This is a genomic window from Bartonella sp. B30(2025) (genome assembly GCF_053793825.1).
In genome coordinates this window covers 1369167-1385759 of sequence record NZ_CP200034.1, presented here as the reverse complement: position 1 = coordinate 1385759, position 16593 = coordinate 1369167, and the positions used below count along the sequence as shown (strand labels likewise).

At 37.8% G+C, this 16593-nt stretch carries 8 protein-coding genes; 6 read left to right on the top strand and 2 right to left on the bottom strand.

Annotated features, from left to right (window positions below; all coding sequences use genetic code 11):
- Positions 1 to 319: 319 nt before the first annotated feature.
- From ahcY to trxA, 6 genes are all read left to right on the top strand, one after another.
- A complete protein-coding gene (gene ahcY / locus V4P55_RS05920; protein ID WP_455474169.1) occupies positions 320 to 1717 on the top strand; it encodes an adenosylhomocysteinase in 1398 nt (465 codons plus the stop codon).
- 38 nt (positions 1718 to 1755) lie between these two features.
- The gene (locus V4P55_RS05915; RefSeq protein ID WP_455474168.1) at positions 1756 to 4218 is read left to right on the top strand and encodes a PAS-domain containing protein; all 2463 of its coding nucleotides are present in this window, start codon (positions 1756 to 1758) and stop codon (positions 4216 to 4218) included.
- A gap of 55 nt (positions 4219 to 4273) precedes the next feature.
- On the top strand, positions 4274 to 5770 hold the full coding sequence (tsaE, locus tag V4P55_RS05910) for a tRNA (adenosine(37)-N6)-threonylcarbamoyltransferase complex ATPase subunit type 1 TsaE (protein ID WP_455474167.1): 1497 nt from the start codon (positions 4274 to 4276) through the stop codon (positions 5768 to 5770).
- Between the two features lie 273 nt (positions 5771 to 6043).
- Positions 6044 to 9166, top strand: coding sequence for a double-strand break repair protein AddB (addB, locus tag V4P55_RS05905; protein ID WP_455474166.1), 3123 nt, complete (start codon positions 6044 to 6046; stop codon positions 9164 to 9166).
- Complete coding sequence (gene addA, locus V4P55_RS05900; protein WP_455474165.1) at positions 9163 to 12636, top strand: double-strand break repair helicase AddA; 3474 nt, start codon at positions 9163 to 9165, stop codon at positions 12634 to 12636. Before addB ends, addA begins: the two co-directional genes overlap by 4 nt.
- Positions 12637 to 12746: 110 nt before the next feature.
- Positions 12747 to 13070, top strand: a complete 324-nt coding sequence (gene trxA, locus V4P55_RS05895) for a thioredoxin (RefSeq protein ID WP_455474164.1) — start codon at positions 12747 to 12749, stop codon at positions 13068 to 13070.
- 101 nt (positions 13071 to 13171) lie between these two features.
- Here the strand turns inward: trxA and V4P55_RS05890 are convergent, their stop codons facing one another.
- On the bottom strand, positions 13172 to 14749 hold the full coding sequence (locus V4P55_RS05890; RefSeq protein WP_455474163.1) for a peptide chain release factor 3: 1578 nt from the start codon (positions 14747 to 14749) through the stop codon (positions 13172 to 13174).
- Entirely contained in the window at positions 14749 to 16410 is a 1662-nt protein-coding gene (locus V4P55_RS05885) for a lysine--tRNA ligase (protein WP_455474162.1), read from the bottom strand. Before V4P55_RS05885 ends, V4P55_RS05890 begins: the two co-directional genes overlap by 1 nt.
- Positions 16411 to 16593: the final 183 nt, after the last annotated feature.

The following is a 16593-nucleotide window of genomic DNA, read 5'->3' as shown; positions in this document are numbered from 1 at the left end:
ATAAGCTGCATTTTATTTTGCAAAAGAAAAAAGATTTGTATTGGTGTGATTGATCTCCCTAGTATTTTTTCCAAAAAGTATAATTTCTTAAAAACTTTCTTTGCCAATTTCTATTTTTCACAGATAAAAAATGATAGCAAATTTTGTACATTAAAGAAAATCTTATCTTTATACCTTGTCTATAACATAGACTCTACATAGCATATAGAATTATGAAAATTTGAAAAATTTTTCATATAAATAAGCCTTTCTATTCTCTTGCATTTTTTTTTAATTTCTCCTACCGTCTCGGAAAAACTTGCTTTAAAAAGGATAAAAAATGACAGCTCAAGATTATGTTGTCAAAGACATCAAGCTTGCTGCTTATGGACGCAAAGAACTTGATATTGCCGAAACAGAAATGCCTGGTTTAATGGCTTGTCGTAAAGAATTTTCTTCTCATCAACCTTTACGCGGAGCACGCATTTCTGGTTCATTGCATATGACCATTCAGACTGCTGTTTTAATTGAAACTTTAAAAGCAATTGGTGCCGATGTGCGGTGGAGTTCTAGCAATATTTTTTCAACGCAAGACCACGCAGCAGCAGCTATTGCAGCCACAGGGACTCCTGTCTTCGCAGTTAAAGGTGAAACACTTGAAGAATATTGGACTTATATAGATGCAATTTTTCAATGGCCTGACGGAAATCCCTCTAATCTTATATTGGATGATGGTGCTGATGCGACAAATTACATTTTAATGGGATCTCGTGCAGAAGAAAATAAAGAGATTTTATTACACCCAAAAACAGAAGAAGAAGGATTTTTTTTCAAACAAATTCAAAAACGTATGGATGAAACGCCAGGATTTTTCACACGCCAACGCGCAGCAATCAAAGGTATAAGTGAAGAAACGACAACGGGCGTAAACCGCCTTTATCAATTACAAAGAGAAGGGCTTTTGCCTTTTCCGGCTATTAATGTCAATGATAGTGTTACAAAGTCAAAGTTTGACAATAAATATGGATGTAGAGAATCATTAGTAGACGGTATCCGACGCGGAACAGATGTAATGATAGCTGGCAAGACAGCTATCATCTGCGGTTATGGTGATGTAGGTAAAGGTTCAGCAGCCTCTCTTTCAGGAGCTGGAGCACGTGTTAAAGTAACAGAAATTGACCCAATTTGTGCCCTTCAAGCCGCTATGGATGGCTATGAAATTGTTACTTTAGAAAATGCAGCTTCCAGTGCTGATATTATAATAACCACAACTGGCAATAGAGACGTTGTTTGCTTAGATCATATGCGACAAGTAAAAGATATGTGTATCCTTGGAAATATTGGTCATTTTGATAATGAAATCCAAGTATCAGCTCTTAGAAATTTTCCATGGACAAATATTAAACCACAAGTAGATATGATCACTTTTCCTGATGGAAAACGTATCATTTTATTATCTGAAGGGCGTTTGCTAAATCTCGGTAACGCTACGGGTCATCCTTCTTTTGTCATGTCAGCATCATTTACCAATCAAGTTTTAGCGCAAATTGAACTCTTTACCCGTGCAGAACATTATAAAAATGAAGTTATTGTTTTGCCAAAACACCTTGATGAAAAAGTGGCACGTCTCCATCTTGATAAACTAGGAATACAATTAAGCGTTTTATCAGAAGAACAAGCCGCCTATATTGGTGTCTCACCACAAGGTCCTTATAAACCAAATCATTATCGTTATTAAAACGTTTTCTTAAGTTAAAAGAAAAAGGAAAGCGCGTCGTGCTCAGCTTTGGTGATTATAGCTCCAAAGAAAAAGCTCAAAAAATGATCCGAATCTGTATCGGTGTTTTTTGTTTTCTTTTCCTTTTTTCTCCAACATACACTATGGCTCAATTACCAGAAATACAGCTCTCTTACTTTACTTTTCTAGATGGTCCATGGCTTATTTTAGCACTCTGTGGAGGGATTTCATGCGCCTCACTTCTCATATGTATGATAGTTATTATGAGCGCAAAAAAAGCTTTATGGAAGCGTTTAAAAATAATCCAAGCAGATTTTTCTGAAAAACTTACATATTACGAACGGCTTATGGAAGAAACTGCGCAATGCCTTCTCATTTGGGAAAGTCCAACATCTTTACCACGTATGGTGGGAAACATTCCTGCCCTGAAAAAAACAGGAATTCATCAGCAAGACTTTCAACGTTTTGAGCTCTGGCTTGAAGAAATGTCTCTGCAGAAACTTGATTACGCGTTGACTCAACTGCGTTGCAACTGTCATCCTTTCGAACTTGCCGTCACTACCACAAACAATACATTGTTACAAGTTACAGGTATTATTGCAGGAACAGCAGCCATTGCACGCTTTCAAGATATCTCAACACAGCAAAGTGAAAATGCGCGCTTACAAAAAGATATCACTCAAATTCTTACAGAATTAAGAATGCAGCGTAATCTTCTCGATTGTATTCAAGAACCAGTATGGATACGAGATTGTGAAGGCAAAATCTGTTTTATTAATCGTTCCTTTAAAGAAATGACAAGCTTTAAAGAGGAATACAATAAAATCGATGATCTTTTTAATGAAACAACACAACGCAAAGCGGATAAAGAAGAAACTGTTTTTCAAGAACACGTTTATACAGTCATTAATGGAGAGAGGCACCGTTTTCATCTCACACGCATTACAACAGCAGAAGGAATGGCAGCTTTTGCTCGTGACGATAGTGCATATGAAAATCTTGCCCATGAGATGGGACGTGTCCTCCAAGGACATTGTGAAACACTTGATCAAATATCAACTGCTGTAGCGATTTTTGATAAAAATCAAAAATTAAAATTCTGCAACCATGCTTTCAAAGTTTTATGGCCATTGGAAAGTTCTTTTCTCGAAAGTGAACCAAGTCATACATTGCTCCTTGAACGTTTGCGTGAAAAAGGACTCATTGGTGAACACCCTGATTGGCGCGCGTGGAAAGAAAAACTTTTTCAAGCTTATCAGCAATCAGAATCAAATCAACAAATTTGGAATCTTCCAGACGGGCGTACAGTACGTGTCATTTCTAGTCCGCATCCACAAGGAGGTGTCACTTGGCTTTACGAAAATCTCACAGAAAAAGTTGATCTAGAACGACGCTATAACACATTAATTAAAATACAAGGTGAAACACTTGATAAGCTTTCAGAAGGTGTGGTGGTTTTTGGTACTGATGGACGTTTGCGTTTATCAAATCCAGCCTTATCAAAATTGTGGTCTTTACCTGGTAATTTGGTAGTAGAAGGCACTCACATCACACAATTACAAAGCCATTGTTCAGTCTTAACTGTGGGAGAAGAATGGAACAATTTTACCAAATTTATCACAGGTTTTGCTGAAAATCGTGATACATCTTCAGGTCGTATGGATCTAAAAAATGGAATGATCATTGACTACACATTGGTCCCACTTCCCGATGGACAGACAATGCTCACTTTTGCTAATGTTACCGACACTGTTCATGTCGCACGAGCCCTTCAAGAAAAAAATGAAGCCTTGGAAAGTGCTGATCGTTTGCGCAATGAATTTGTTCAGCATGTTTCCTATGAATTACGTACCCCCCTCACCAATATTATCGGATTTTCAGATATTTTACGCGATCAAATTTTTGGCTCTGTGAATGAGCGTCAACGAGAATATCTTGGACATATTCATTCAGAATCTGGTGCTCTTTTGAATATTGTTAATGATATCCTTGATCTAGCAACCCTTGATGCCGGTATCATGGAGTTAGACATCAAGCCGGTTAACATTGCAGATGCTATGGTACAAGCAGTAGCACGTGTGGAAGAACGCCTTAATGGACGTTACATTACGCTTTTACAACAAATTTCTCCTTCTCTAAATTTCATTTTTGCTGATGCAACACGTCTGCACCAAATTTTTGTTAATATTCTTAGTAATGCTATTAATTTTGCGACAGAAGCGAGTACAATTGAATTTTGTGCTGATGAACAAAATAATAATATTATTTTTAGTGTTCATAATGAAGGGTCTGATATTCCGAAAGATATCCTAGATCGAATTTTCAAACGCTTCTCTTCCCATTCTCATCATGGTGGGCGTGCAGGAGCAGGACTGGGTCTTTCTCTTGTCAAAAGCTTTGTCGAACTCCACGGTGGACATGTTGAAATTTTGACTGGCACTGGACAAGGAACAACCGTTAAATGTTTTTTCCCAATTCCAAAAGGAGACAAAGTTTTTTAGTCTCGTACTTTAATTCTCACAAAACTTTTTTCTCACTCATGTTGTGGAAATCTTGATGAACTTTAGTTTTTTTCTTGAAAATGAAGAAGCAACCAAGCTTTTTGCGCAAGATCTAGCCCTCGCTTTAAAGCCTGGCGATCTTGTGACACTTCAAGGCGATCTTGGAACGGGCAAATCAACCATCGCACGGACACTTATTCGCACACTTGCCAACGATAATACATTGGATGTACCAAGCCCAACGTTCACTCTTGCCCAAAATTACCAACTTCCACAGTTTGAAATTATTCATGCTGATTTTTATCGTCTTTCTATGGAAGAAGAAATCGATGAATTAGGACTTCATGAAGCACGTGAGCAAAACATTTTACTTGTTGAATGGCCAGAAAAGAGTGCAAATCTTTTAGGACCTGTTACCTTTGCAATCACATTACAATATGAAGATAAAAGTTTTGGGCGTCGTGTGAATCTTACATCAGCAGAACATTCTATTGAGCGCCTGCAACGATCTTTTGCAATTCGCACATTTCTAACAACCCATAAACGTGGTCATGTTCACCGTCGTCTTTTAGCTTGCGATGCTTCAGCACGTAAATATGAAATTTTAGACGATGGGCATCATCAAGAAGTTCTGATGGATGCGCAAACCATGGAAATGGCACAAAAAATAGATCCTTCTTACGCAACAATGACACATCTTGCAAAAGATATCCGTCAATTTGTAGGAATTAGCAAACTCATTTTAGAGAATGGATTTTCTGCCCCTCATATCTTTGTTGAAGATCTTGAAAAAGGTCTTTTAATTTTAGAAGATTTAGGGCGTGAAGGACTTTTAGATAAAGCCGGTAATCCTATAGAAGAACGTTACATCGCTTGTAGCGAATTGCTAGCTTCTTTTCACCAAAAATCATGGACTTCAGAAAAACAATTTGCGACATTTTTGCTTAAAATTCCCTTTTATGATTGTCAAGCTATGCAATCAGAACTCTCTTTATTGTTGGATTGGTATCTTCCCTTTAAAACCCAAAGAACTTTAGACCAACAACAACGTAAAGCCTTTTTTAATTGTTGGCAGCATTATCTCGATGATCTTATTCAAGGAGAAGAGACTTTTGTCATGCGTGACTATCATTCTCCTAACATTCTTTGGTGCGCGCAGAGAGAAGGACATGCCCGCATTGGTCTTCTTGATTTTCAAGATGGTTTAAAAGGTTCAACATCTTATGACCTTGTCTCTTTAGCGCAAGATGCCCGTCTTTTTATTTCGCCAACTCTCGAAGCAAAGATTCTTGACGCCTATTGCAATGCACGCCATCAAGCACCGCGCCCCTTTAATGAAGATGAATTCAGAAAATTGTACGCTTTTGCAGGCGCACAACGAGTTTCCAAAATTTTAGGAATTTTTGTACGTCTCCACAAAAGAGATGGAAAATCTTCTTATCTTAAATTCCTGCCGCATATGCAGGATTATCTTTCTCGTAATCTTTCCCATCCAACCCTTGCACCTCTACAAAGCTTTTATCAAGAGTTTGGTCTTCTTTCAAAAGCATAAAAGATGCTTTATTACGAACTTTTGTAAGACTATTTTCGCAAAATAATCAATTTTTGCTGTGAAACGCATAACATTTGTTTCTGTTCTGCTCTAAACTGTTAATTTTAATTTATATAAAGCTCATTTACTGGAAGCCTACCCTTTACTCAAAATCAAAAATTCTTGCATAAATTCAGCTTTTCAGTTTTGCTCTCTATGAAAATTGTATACAGTAAAAACAATGGAAATAATCACAAACGAGAAATATCTCCCATCCACTGCAAATGAGACCTCATGAACCATAACCCGCGTGTCTTTTCCATTTCTTCTGGCACCCCTTTTTTACCGCATTTTGTTGATGCTCTGCTTTCAGGCGCTCTTATCGATGACTTCGCGCCTAATGGAGATATTCAAACAGCACTTGCCGACACTCTCATTTATGTTCCGACACGTCGTGCTGCCCGCACTTTACGCACAGCTTTTGTTGAAAAAAGTGGCAAACAATCAACTTTCTTGCCAACCATTCGCCCCTTAGGAAATTTGGATGAAGATAGCTTCCTTTTTATTGAAAACCATACGAGCACTCTCAATCCTCCTATTGGAGAAAGTGAACGCCTTCTGCTTTTAGCGCGCCTTATTCGTCCTTGGCGTGAAAATTTACCTGCGCATCTGCGTGCTATGTTTGGTACGGAAGATGTTGTTATTCCTGCTCATACTGCAGATGCAATTTGGCTTGCTCAAGATTTAGCACAATTGATGGATGAAGTTGAAACAGAAGCAGCAGATTGGTCAAAGCTTAAAGAAATTGCACCTGATATGGTTGCCGAATGGTGGCAAATAACGCTTAATTTTCTCACTATTGTTACCCAAAGCTGGCCACAAATTTTACAAGAAAAAAAACGAAGCGATCCAGCTTTATGGCGCAATACAGTACTTAAAATGCACGCAGAAACTCTACACCGCACGCAGCCCAATAAACCCATTATTGCCGCCGGCGCGACAGGTTCCATTCCCGCAGTTGCACATCTTTTAAAGGTTATTTCTCATTTACCAAAAGGTGCTGTTGTACTTCCAGGACTTGATCTTCATATGGATGAAGCACAATGGGATGCATTAGGCTCAATGAATGCAGAAAAAACAACTTCTGATGTTTTTGATCATACAACTAGCGCTTTTAGCCATCCTCAATATCATTTGAAAAAACTTTTATCTCTCATGAAATGTCATCGCATTCATGTTCACGAAATTGGTCAACAAAGCGCAATAAAGAAAAAGCGTGCAGCTCTTGTATCAGAAGCATTCCGACCAGCCTCTACAACAGATCTGTGGGCACAAATTGTACGCGATGATTATGAAAGTCTTTGTGAAAATTGGTCATTAATTGAAGCCATAAATGAACGTGAAGAAGCACTAGCTATTTCTGTTGCTTTGCGCAATGCTATTGAAGAACCTCAGAAAACAGCAGCTCTGATAACAAATGACCGTAATTTAGCACGCCGTGTCGCAACAGAGTTACAACGATTTGGAATTGAAGCAAATGATTCAGGAGGCATACCTCTTGCGCAAACTCTTCCTTCAACTTTGTTACGACTTATTTTGGAAAATGTGTTTCAACCAAATGATCCTGTTGCTTTTCTTTCTCTTCTTAAACATCCGCTCACAACACTTGGACAAAAACGTCACTATTTACGCGAAATAGTAGAAAACTTCGAACTCTTTGTTCTTCGTGGAAGTACTGGACGTATAGATCTTTGCACATGTGATCAATTTTTTGAAACATGGATAAAAACACACCTCTACAATAATTTTGATAATAACACTTTTGATCAACCCAAGATCGAAGAAGCGCGCCAGCTTTGTCATCTTTTGATCAAAGCTATCGAACCTTTAATGTCTCTCATGCAGCAACAGAAGGAATGCACCATCAATGAAGCTGCAATAGCAACTGTTGAGGTTTTTGAAAATTTTGGATGTGATGAAAACAATTCCCTTGTAAATCTTTATCAAAATGAAGCAGGACAAGCTTTATCAACTTTTTTGCAAGAATTGGTGAGTGATCAATCAGGATTAAAATTTCGTCTTTGCGAATGGCCTGCAATGTTTTCAGCTCTGATATCAACTCGCTCTGTAACGCCTTCTCCTGGAGGACACCCACGTTTATTTATCTGGGGTGCTTTGGAATCACGTCTGCAAACCGTCGATACAGTTATCATTGGCGGTCTTAATGAAGGATCATGGCCTATAACAGCCCGCAATGATGCTTTTTTATCACGACCAATGAAAATGATGCTCACCCTTGAACCACCAGAACAACGTATTGGTCTTTCTGCACATGATTTTCAATGGGCTATGGGAATGAATAAAGTAGTGATGAGTCGCGCTAAACGCGTTAATCACACCCCTTCACTGCCTTCACGCTGGATACAACGTCTTGAAACGGTCATAGGAAAACACGTTTGGGAACAAATCCGTGCACGAGGCGAAATATTGCTCCATTGGGCAAAATCCCTTGACAATACAAAGGTCACGACCTGCACAACACGTCCTTGTCCTGTTCCGCCTCTTGATGTGCGCCCACGTCATTTTTCCGTCACTGAAATAGAAACATTGCGGTATGACCCTTATGCGATTTACGCAAAAAAAATCTTGCAACTCAAGCCGCTTAAAGCACTCATCCATGATCCTTCTGCAACTGAACGCGGAATACTTTATCACGCTATTCTTGCTGCTTTTTGCACACAAGTGAAAGATCCAACTGCCGAAAACGCATTAGATGTACTTTTGGCTATTGGGCGTAAAGAGTTTGATAAATTAAATCTACCTTCCGATATTGCAGCAATATGGTGGACTATTTTTGAAAATTTTGCTCCATTTTTTATTCAATGGGAAAGCAATCTTGGTCCACGAGAACGACACGCCGAAATAGCATCTAAAAAAATACTTATAGGCGCAACAGGCGTAACTCTTTCAGGACGCGTCGATCGTATTGATGTTTTACCAAATAAAATGGTCGAAATTCTTGATTTTAAAACCAATACACCCCCTTCATCAAAACAAGTCCACAACTTAATCTCTCCACAATTAGCATTGGAAGCCGCCTTGTTTATGCAAGGAGCCTTTACAGATTTTCAAGGACTTACACCATCAAATTTACTTTATATTCCCCTTAATAAAAAGGGGGAAATAAAATCTCAATCAATCTTTTCAAATAAAGGAGAAAAAGATCAAAAAGGAACGATCAATCTTAGTGAAAAAGCATGGGACCAACTTATTGCATTAATAGAATATTATCAAAATCCACAACAAGGCTATCTTTCACATGCCGTTCCCTCAAAAAAAACGTATGAAAGCGATTATGATCACTTAGCTCGATTATGGGAATGGTCAAGTGGTTCGCACGAGGCAGATCAATCATGACTTTTTTTTCTATTCCTCAAGCAGCGCTTGATGCTCAAGCAACAGCAACACACCCGCAAACGAATGTATGGGTTTCTGCAAATGCAGGATCTGGAAAAACACATGTTTTAAGTGAACGCGTCATCCGCTTACTGTTAAATGGTACACCTCCTGCACGTATTTTATGTCTTACTTATACAAATGCAGCAGCTGCTGTTATGCAATCACGAATTTTTCACACACTTTCCAGTTGGAATGAACTTGATGACACACAACTCAAAAAAATCCTATCACAGCTTGAAAATAAACCCATTAATGCTCAAAAATTAATCTCTGCACGCCAACTTTTTGCCCGTGCTCTCGAAACACCTGGGGGATTAAAAATTCAAACTATTCACGCATTTTGTGAATCTTTATTGCATCAATTTATGTTAGAATCCAATATTGCTGGGCATTTTGAGCTTATTGATGATATTAATCAAAAAAAATTACTACAAGAAGCTCGACGCCAACTTTTAGCACATGAAAGTGTACAATCATCTTTGAAGAAGTTGCTTAAAACCATCAGTGAAAGTGCTTTTAATAATTTGCTGAAAGAAGCAATACAAAATCAACATAAACTCTCTCATTTTTTATCTTTTATTCTGTTGGAAAATGGAGAAAAACGACTGCGAGCACTCTTTAATTTAGAACCTGATGAAACAGACAAACAACTATTACAAAAAATTCAAGAAATCGCTTTTCTATCTCCTCATACCCTCAAGCACTATCAAACCTATGGTAATAAAAGTTCTGAAAAGATCACCGCACAATTTTCCCAATTGGCTACTGCTTCGGATGAAGCAAACATTATAAACATTATTTCAAGTATCTATTTTACAACAGACGGAAAACCCCGTAATTTTTTACGTTTATTTTCTAAAAAGTCAGATGCGGCATGGCTTATTCAAGAAATTGAAGAAAAACAAAATCAACTTTTTGTTCTTTTAGATAAATATAAACGTGGAAAGGTTGCCACACTCAATATGGCTGCTTTTCAACTTTGTGACATTTACCTTAAAATTTACGCAAATCTAAAAAAAACTAATGGTTTCTTAGATTTTGATGATCTTATTGAACGTACACTTCATTTATTGCAGCGTAAAGGCGCAAGCCAATGGGTGCAATATAAACTTGATAGTGGTCTTGACCATATTCTGCTTGACGAAGCACAAGATACAAATCCTGATCAATGGAAAATTATTCAAATTTTAGCTGGAGAATTTTTTACAGGTCACAGTCAACGCACAAATATACGAACTCTTTTTGCTGTTGGAGATGAAAAGCAGTCTATTTATTCTTTTCAAGGTGCTGCACCAGAAAACTTTGCGGCAAATGGACGCATAGTTAAACAAAAAGCACAACAAGTAAAAAAGAAATTTGAAAAAGTGCAGCTAAACTATTCTTTTCGTTCTACAGCTGATGTTTTAAAAAGTGTTGATCTCGTCTTTGAAACACCAGAAAATTACAAAGGACTTTCAGCAGAAAACACGAAAACTATACATGAAGCTATTCGTGCCCATAGCCCTGGTGATGTTATTTTATGGGATGCTATTTCCAAAGAAACAAATGAATTACCTAATGATTGGCATGTAACTGTTGATCACTTAAATACGCCTGAAGTTCGCTTGGCAGAAAAAATCGCTGAAACCATCGCAGATTGGCTAAATAAAGGAGAAATGCTTCCTGCAAAAGGACGTCTGTTACGCGCCAATGATATTATGATTTTGGTTCGGAATCGTGGTCAATTTGTCTCTGCACTTTCCCGTGCACTTAAATTACGCAATATTCCTGTAGCTGGTGCTGATCGTTTACAATTAACCAATCATATTAGTGTACGTGATTTAATAGCACTTGCGCGTTTTGTTCTGCAACCACAAGACGACCTTTCTCTTGCTTGTGTTTTAAAAAGCCCACTTTTTGCGCTTACTGAGGATGAACTTTACCAACTTGCCGCTAAACGTATAGGATCTCTTTGGCAAAACCTTTGCACACACGCGTCATCGCGTATGTCCTTCCAAAATGCATTTGAATGTTTAAGCAATTATCGTGCCATAGTAGATAAAATACCGGTTTTCGAATTTTATAGCCACATTCTTAACAATGACAAAGGACGACAAAAAATTCTGGCTCATTTAGGATCTGAAGCAAATGATGTGCTTGATGTCTTCATGGATTATACGCTCGCTATTCAAAAAACTGGCTTACCAGGGCTACAAGCTTTCTTAGAAATATTAAGCACAAGCGAACCAGAAATTAAACGTGAATTTGATCAAAACCATGATGAAGTTCGTATCATGACTATTCATGCTGCTAAAGGACTAGAAGCTTCCGTTGTTTTTCTCATTGATTCTGGTAGTGAAATTATGCCTTCTCAGAAGATGCCCCACTTACTTAAAGTCCCTTTTGGCAATACACAATTGGATGATCAACAGGGTTTTATCTGGCATCCTAACGAAGAATTTAAAACACAAATTTCTGAAAAAGCACTTTTGCATTTAAAAGAGCGCGCAGAAGAAGAATATAGACGTCTTCTTTATGTGGGGATGACACGCGCAGAAGACCGATTGTTTATTTGCGGATATAAAGGTGCACGAACCCCCCCTAATACATGGCTAGAATTGGTCAAAAAAGCGCTTACCCCGCATGCAGTTCTTCTAGAAAATTCTACAGAAGATATTGCAGCTTGGCGCTACTGCATTACGCCCTCTTCCACTATCCCAATAAATCAAGAGACATCTTGTGCAAGCAAGAACCAAACACTCCCACCTTTACCCGATTTTTTTTCTCACAAAGTACCAATAGAGCCGGCTTTACCAAAACCGTTAAAGCCTTCTGTTGCAGGTCTTTCTATTGAATCTGAGACTGAGATCTTCCCCAATCAAAAACAACTCAACATTTCACCTGTTTTAGGAGAAAAAAATACAAATAGAGCTTTTCCTATTGAATATGGAAATATTGTACACCGGCTACTACAATATTTGCCCGACTGCGCTCCACAAAGACGCCAATATTACGCTCGGCATTATCTCAACACCAAGGCTTCCCACTGGCATGAAAGCCAAAGAGAAGATGCGCTACGTCATGTTTGGAAGGTTTTAGACAATCCGCATCTCAAACCTCTTTTTTCAGATCTTTCACGCGCTGAAGTTTCTTTGATGGGCATTGTAAAAATTCACGGAAAAGAACGAGCAATTTCTGGTCAAATTGATCGTTTGTATATCACGCAAAATAGTATTGTCTTTGCCGATTTTAAAACTGGAACACCACCCGAAGACGAGGATTCTATCACACCATACTATTTGTTACAAATGGCTCTTTATCGAAAATTACTGCACACTATTCATCCCGAAAAAGACATTCAAGCCCTTCTTATTTACAGTAAAGAAGCGAAAATTTTTAAACTTAACCCTGACAAACTTGATGCTCTTCTTGATAAAGCTACTTTATAAATTTAAAAAACTCTTTCTCAAAAAGCTTCTTCTATAATTTATCTTTGCAATAACTTGATATAAACTACCTTTATACCAATGTATAAAAAATAAACATAAAGGATAAATCAATGACATGTATAAAAGTTGATAATAGCAATTTTGAAAGCGAAATTATCAATTCTTCTAACCCTGTTGTAGTTGATTTTTGGGCAGAATGGTGTGGTCCTTGCAAAATGATTGCTCCTATTTTGGATGAAATTTCAACAGAAATGCATAACAAAATCAAAATTGCTAAAATAAATATTGATGAAAACCCAGAGCTTGCTACTAAATATGGAGTACGTTCAATTCCAACTTTGTTAATGTTTAAAAATGGAGCTGTTTCATCGAATATGGTTGGAGCTGCTCCTAAAGGACGCATTTCTGAGTGGATTAAAAATGGTCTTCTTTAAATCTGCCCATAATGATTTTTTTCTATAAAGAAGAGAGGTTATTTCCTCTCTCTTTATTTTATTTTTTTTAGAATAATTCTTTTCGCAAAAGAAAAATCTTCTTATTCAGAGCGTATTTGATAATCCTTAAAAGTTGCAAACTTTATTTTTGGCGCCCGTTCGGCTTCATAATTCAATGAAAAATGGTTTTCTGCTAAAAAAACTGGGTCACCTTCTAAATCATGGGCAATAGAAGATCGATGATTGATCAGAAATTTTTGTAACTCATCTTTATTTTCTGAAAAAATCCAACGACATATATTAAAACGCGCCGATTCAAAACCCACTGGCAAACCATATTCTACTTTAAGCCGCTCCCTTAAAACATCAATTTGCAAAGCACCAATAACACCAATAAGAGCGGGAGAACCATCATCAGGAATAAATAATTGTACCACTCCTTCTTCAGCCATTTGTTGCAAAGCTTCTTTAAGTTTTTTTGCTTTCATCGGGTCACCTAAGCAAACACGACGCAAAATTTCTGGTGCAAAATGAGGCATACCCTTAAAGAAAATATCCTCACCCTCTGTAAGAACATCTCCAATACGCAAAGTTCCGTGATTTGGAATGCCTACGATATCACCAGCGTAAGCTTGATCGGCAATTTGGCGTGAACGAGCAAAGAAAAATTGTGGTGTTGAAAGGGTCATTGGTTTTCCTGTTCGTACCAGCTTTATTTTCATACCACGCTCAAGTGTCCCAGAACACACCCGAAAAAATGCAATACGATCACGATGATTGGGATCCATATTAGCTTGAATTTTAAAAACAAACCCTGTCATTTTAGGTTCAGTAGCCACAACATTGCGTTGATCTGCTACCTGATCACGAGGACTTGGACCAAAATCGACTAATGCATTGATCAAATCACGAACACCAAAATTTCGTAAAGCTGAACCGAAATAAACCGGTGTCATATGTCCTTCGCGAAAAGCTTGAAGTTCAAAGCGTTTACAAGCCGTGCGGGCAAGAGTTATACCTTCAAGAAAAGATGCGCGTTGGTTCTCAGGAAGAAAATTCGCAACCTCATCAAATCCAGAAACCGTTTTTTGCGTTACCTCATCATCTCGTTGACGAAAACGATTATTGTGAATATCAAAAGTTCCAACAAAGTTTTTTCCTGCACCAATGGGCCATGTAATTGGAGCAGTATCAAGCGCAAGCTTTTCTTCAATTTCATCTAAAATTTCTAAAGGATCACATGCTTCACGATCCATTTTGTTTACAAAAGTTACAATAGGAATATCTCGCATTCGGCACACTTCAAATAATTTTAATGTCCGAGGCTCAATTCCGCGTGCACCATCCAGTACCATAATAGCACTATCAACAGCCGTAAGGGTGCGATAAGTATCATCTGCAAAATCTTCATGTCCTGGGGTATCTAATAAATTAAAAATGTGATTTTCATATTCAAATGTCATCACCGATGTCACAACAGAAATACCACGATCACGTTCAATATTCATCCAATCAGAGCGGGTTTGAATACGATCTTTTTTTGCTTTTACTTCACCAGCAAGCTGAATAGCACCACCAAACAACAAAAGTTTTTCTGTTAACGTTGTTTTTCCCGCATCAGGGTGAGCAATGATAGCAAATGTACGCCGCCGCTTTACTTCTTGCGCTCTCTTTTCCATTATTCCTCCACAGATCGCGCAAGCGCTTCAGCAATAAGTGCATGCATTTCATTAATTCCATAAAGCGCAATAAATGATCCTAACCGTGGTCCTCGCTCTTGCCCTAAAAGAACCTCATATAGCATTTGGAAAAAAACATTTGAAACACCTGGTCCCCCTTCAGGACTTTTTTTATTATGATCTTGATAACGTTCTATTAAGCGAGCAACATCGAGAAGAGCATTTTGAAGAGTGTTTCCATCAGAATTTTTGGGTAAACTTGCTAATTTTGTATCGATACTCAATAATGTTGAACGCTCAGTTTCATCAGGAATACGAAACTTTTTGTTTGGCTTTACAAAAACATCAAAATACTTAATTGCAAATTTTACCAACTGGTCAAGTTCTGGATAAGTTTGTGCATTTACACCTTCAGCATAGCGAGAAATAAATCCCCAAAGCACTTGCTCATTCTCTGCATTTGAAGCACTTACCAAATTCAATAGCATAGCAAAAGATACCGGCAAATCAGTCTGTGGAGGACAGCCATTATGGATGTGCCACACAGGATTATTAAGTCGCTCTTGCCATTTTTGACGTCCATAAGCGGAAAGATGAGCATAATAATCGTCAACAGCTTTTGGAATAACATCAAAATAAAGCCGCTTTGCTGTTTTTGGCTTTAAAAACATGTAAAGCCCTAAGCTCTCTGTTGGTGCATACGCTAACCACTCATCAATCGTTAAACCATTTCCTTTTGATTTAGAAATCTTCTGACCCTTATCATCCAAAAAGAGCTCATAATTAAACCCTTCTGGTGGATTTCCACCAAGAACTTTGCAAATTTTAGAAGAAAGATTTGTAGAATCGATGAGATCTTTTCCTGCCATTTCATAATCGACCCCAAGAGCTTTCCAGCGCATTGCCCAGTCCACTTTCCACTGGCACTTAACTTTCCCCCCTGTAACCTCAGTCTCAATAGTTTCTCCTGTTTCAGGTTCAACGTAAGTTATTGTACCTTTTTGCGCATTATGGGCTATCATTGGTACCTGTAATACCTTACCAGAAAAGGGAGAAATAGGTAAAAAAGGTGAATAAGTAGCGCGCCGTTCTTCACCCAATGTTGGTAAAACAATTGCCATCACCTTATCATAATGAGCAAGTATTTTCATAAGTGCATCATCAAAACGACCAGAATTATAATAGTCTGTAGAACTTGCAAATTCATAATCGAAACCAAAACGGTCTAAAAAAGCACGCAAACGTGCGTTATTAGCCGCTCCAAAAGAAGGATAAGTATCTCCAAAGGGATCTGGTACACGGCTGAGTGGCTGACCAAGATATCTTGCCATTTTTTCACGATCAGGCACATTTTCAGGAACTTTACGCAAACCATCGACATCATCAGAAAAACAAAGAAGTTTTGTTTTTACTTTGTTATCAGTTAAAATATGAAAAGCATGACGCACCATAGTCGTACGAGCAACTTCTCCAAAAGTCCCAATATGCGGCAAACCAGAAGGTCCATAGCCTGTTTCAAATATTACAATTTCTGGATAACCTGTTTTTTCATACCGCTTGATAATTTTACGTGCTTCTTCAAATGGCCAAGCTTTTGACTGAGCAGCCGCATCTTTTAACTCTAGAGTATGATTAAAAGCATTATATTGATCACGCATCATTATCTTCATCCTAAAAAACAAAATTTCTTAACAATATGGTGTATGGTTATTGAATTTATTCGTCAATAATAGCAAGCAAAAAGCCAAAAATCTTATTATCTGATCACAAGACAACTTTTACCACCGCTATATCTGTGGCTTTTCTGTTTTTCAATAAACCAATTGAATATTATAAATCGCACT

Excerpts from the sequence above, each read along its gene's own strand:
- ahcY (WP_455474169.1), top strand. The coding sequence starts at position 320 with ATGACAGCTCAAGATTATGTTGTCAAAGACATCAAGCTTGCTGCTTAT.
- tsaE (WP_455474167.1), top strand. The coding sequence starts at position 4,274 with ATGAACTTTAGTTTTTTTCTTGAAAATGAAGAAGCAACCAAGCTTTTT.
- addB (WP_455474166.1), top strand. The coding sequence starts at position 6,044 with ATGAACCATAACCCGCGTGTCTTTTCCATTTCTTCTGGCACCCCTTTT.
- addA (WP_455474165.1), top strand. The coding sequence starts at position 9,163 with ATGACTTTTTTTTCTATTCCTCAAGCAGCGCTTGATGCTCAAGCAACA.
- trxA (WP_455474164.1), top strand. The coding sequence starts at position 12,747 with ATGACATGTATAAAAGTTGATAATAGCAATTTTGAAAGCGAAATTATC.
- V4P55_RS05890 (WP_455474163.1), bottom strand. The coding sequence starts at position 14,749 with ATGGAAAAGAGAGCGCAAGAAGTAAAGCGGCGGCGTACATTTGCTATC.
- V4P55_RS05885 (WP_455474162.1), bottom strand. The coding sequence starts at position 16,410 with ATGATGCGTGATCAATATAATGCTTTTAATCATACTCTAGAGTTAAAA.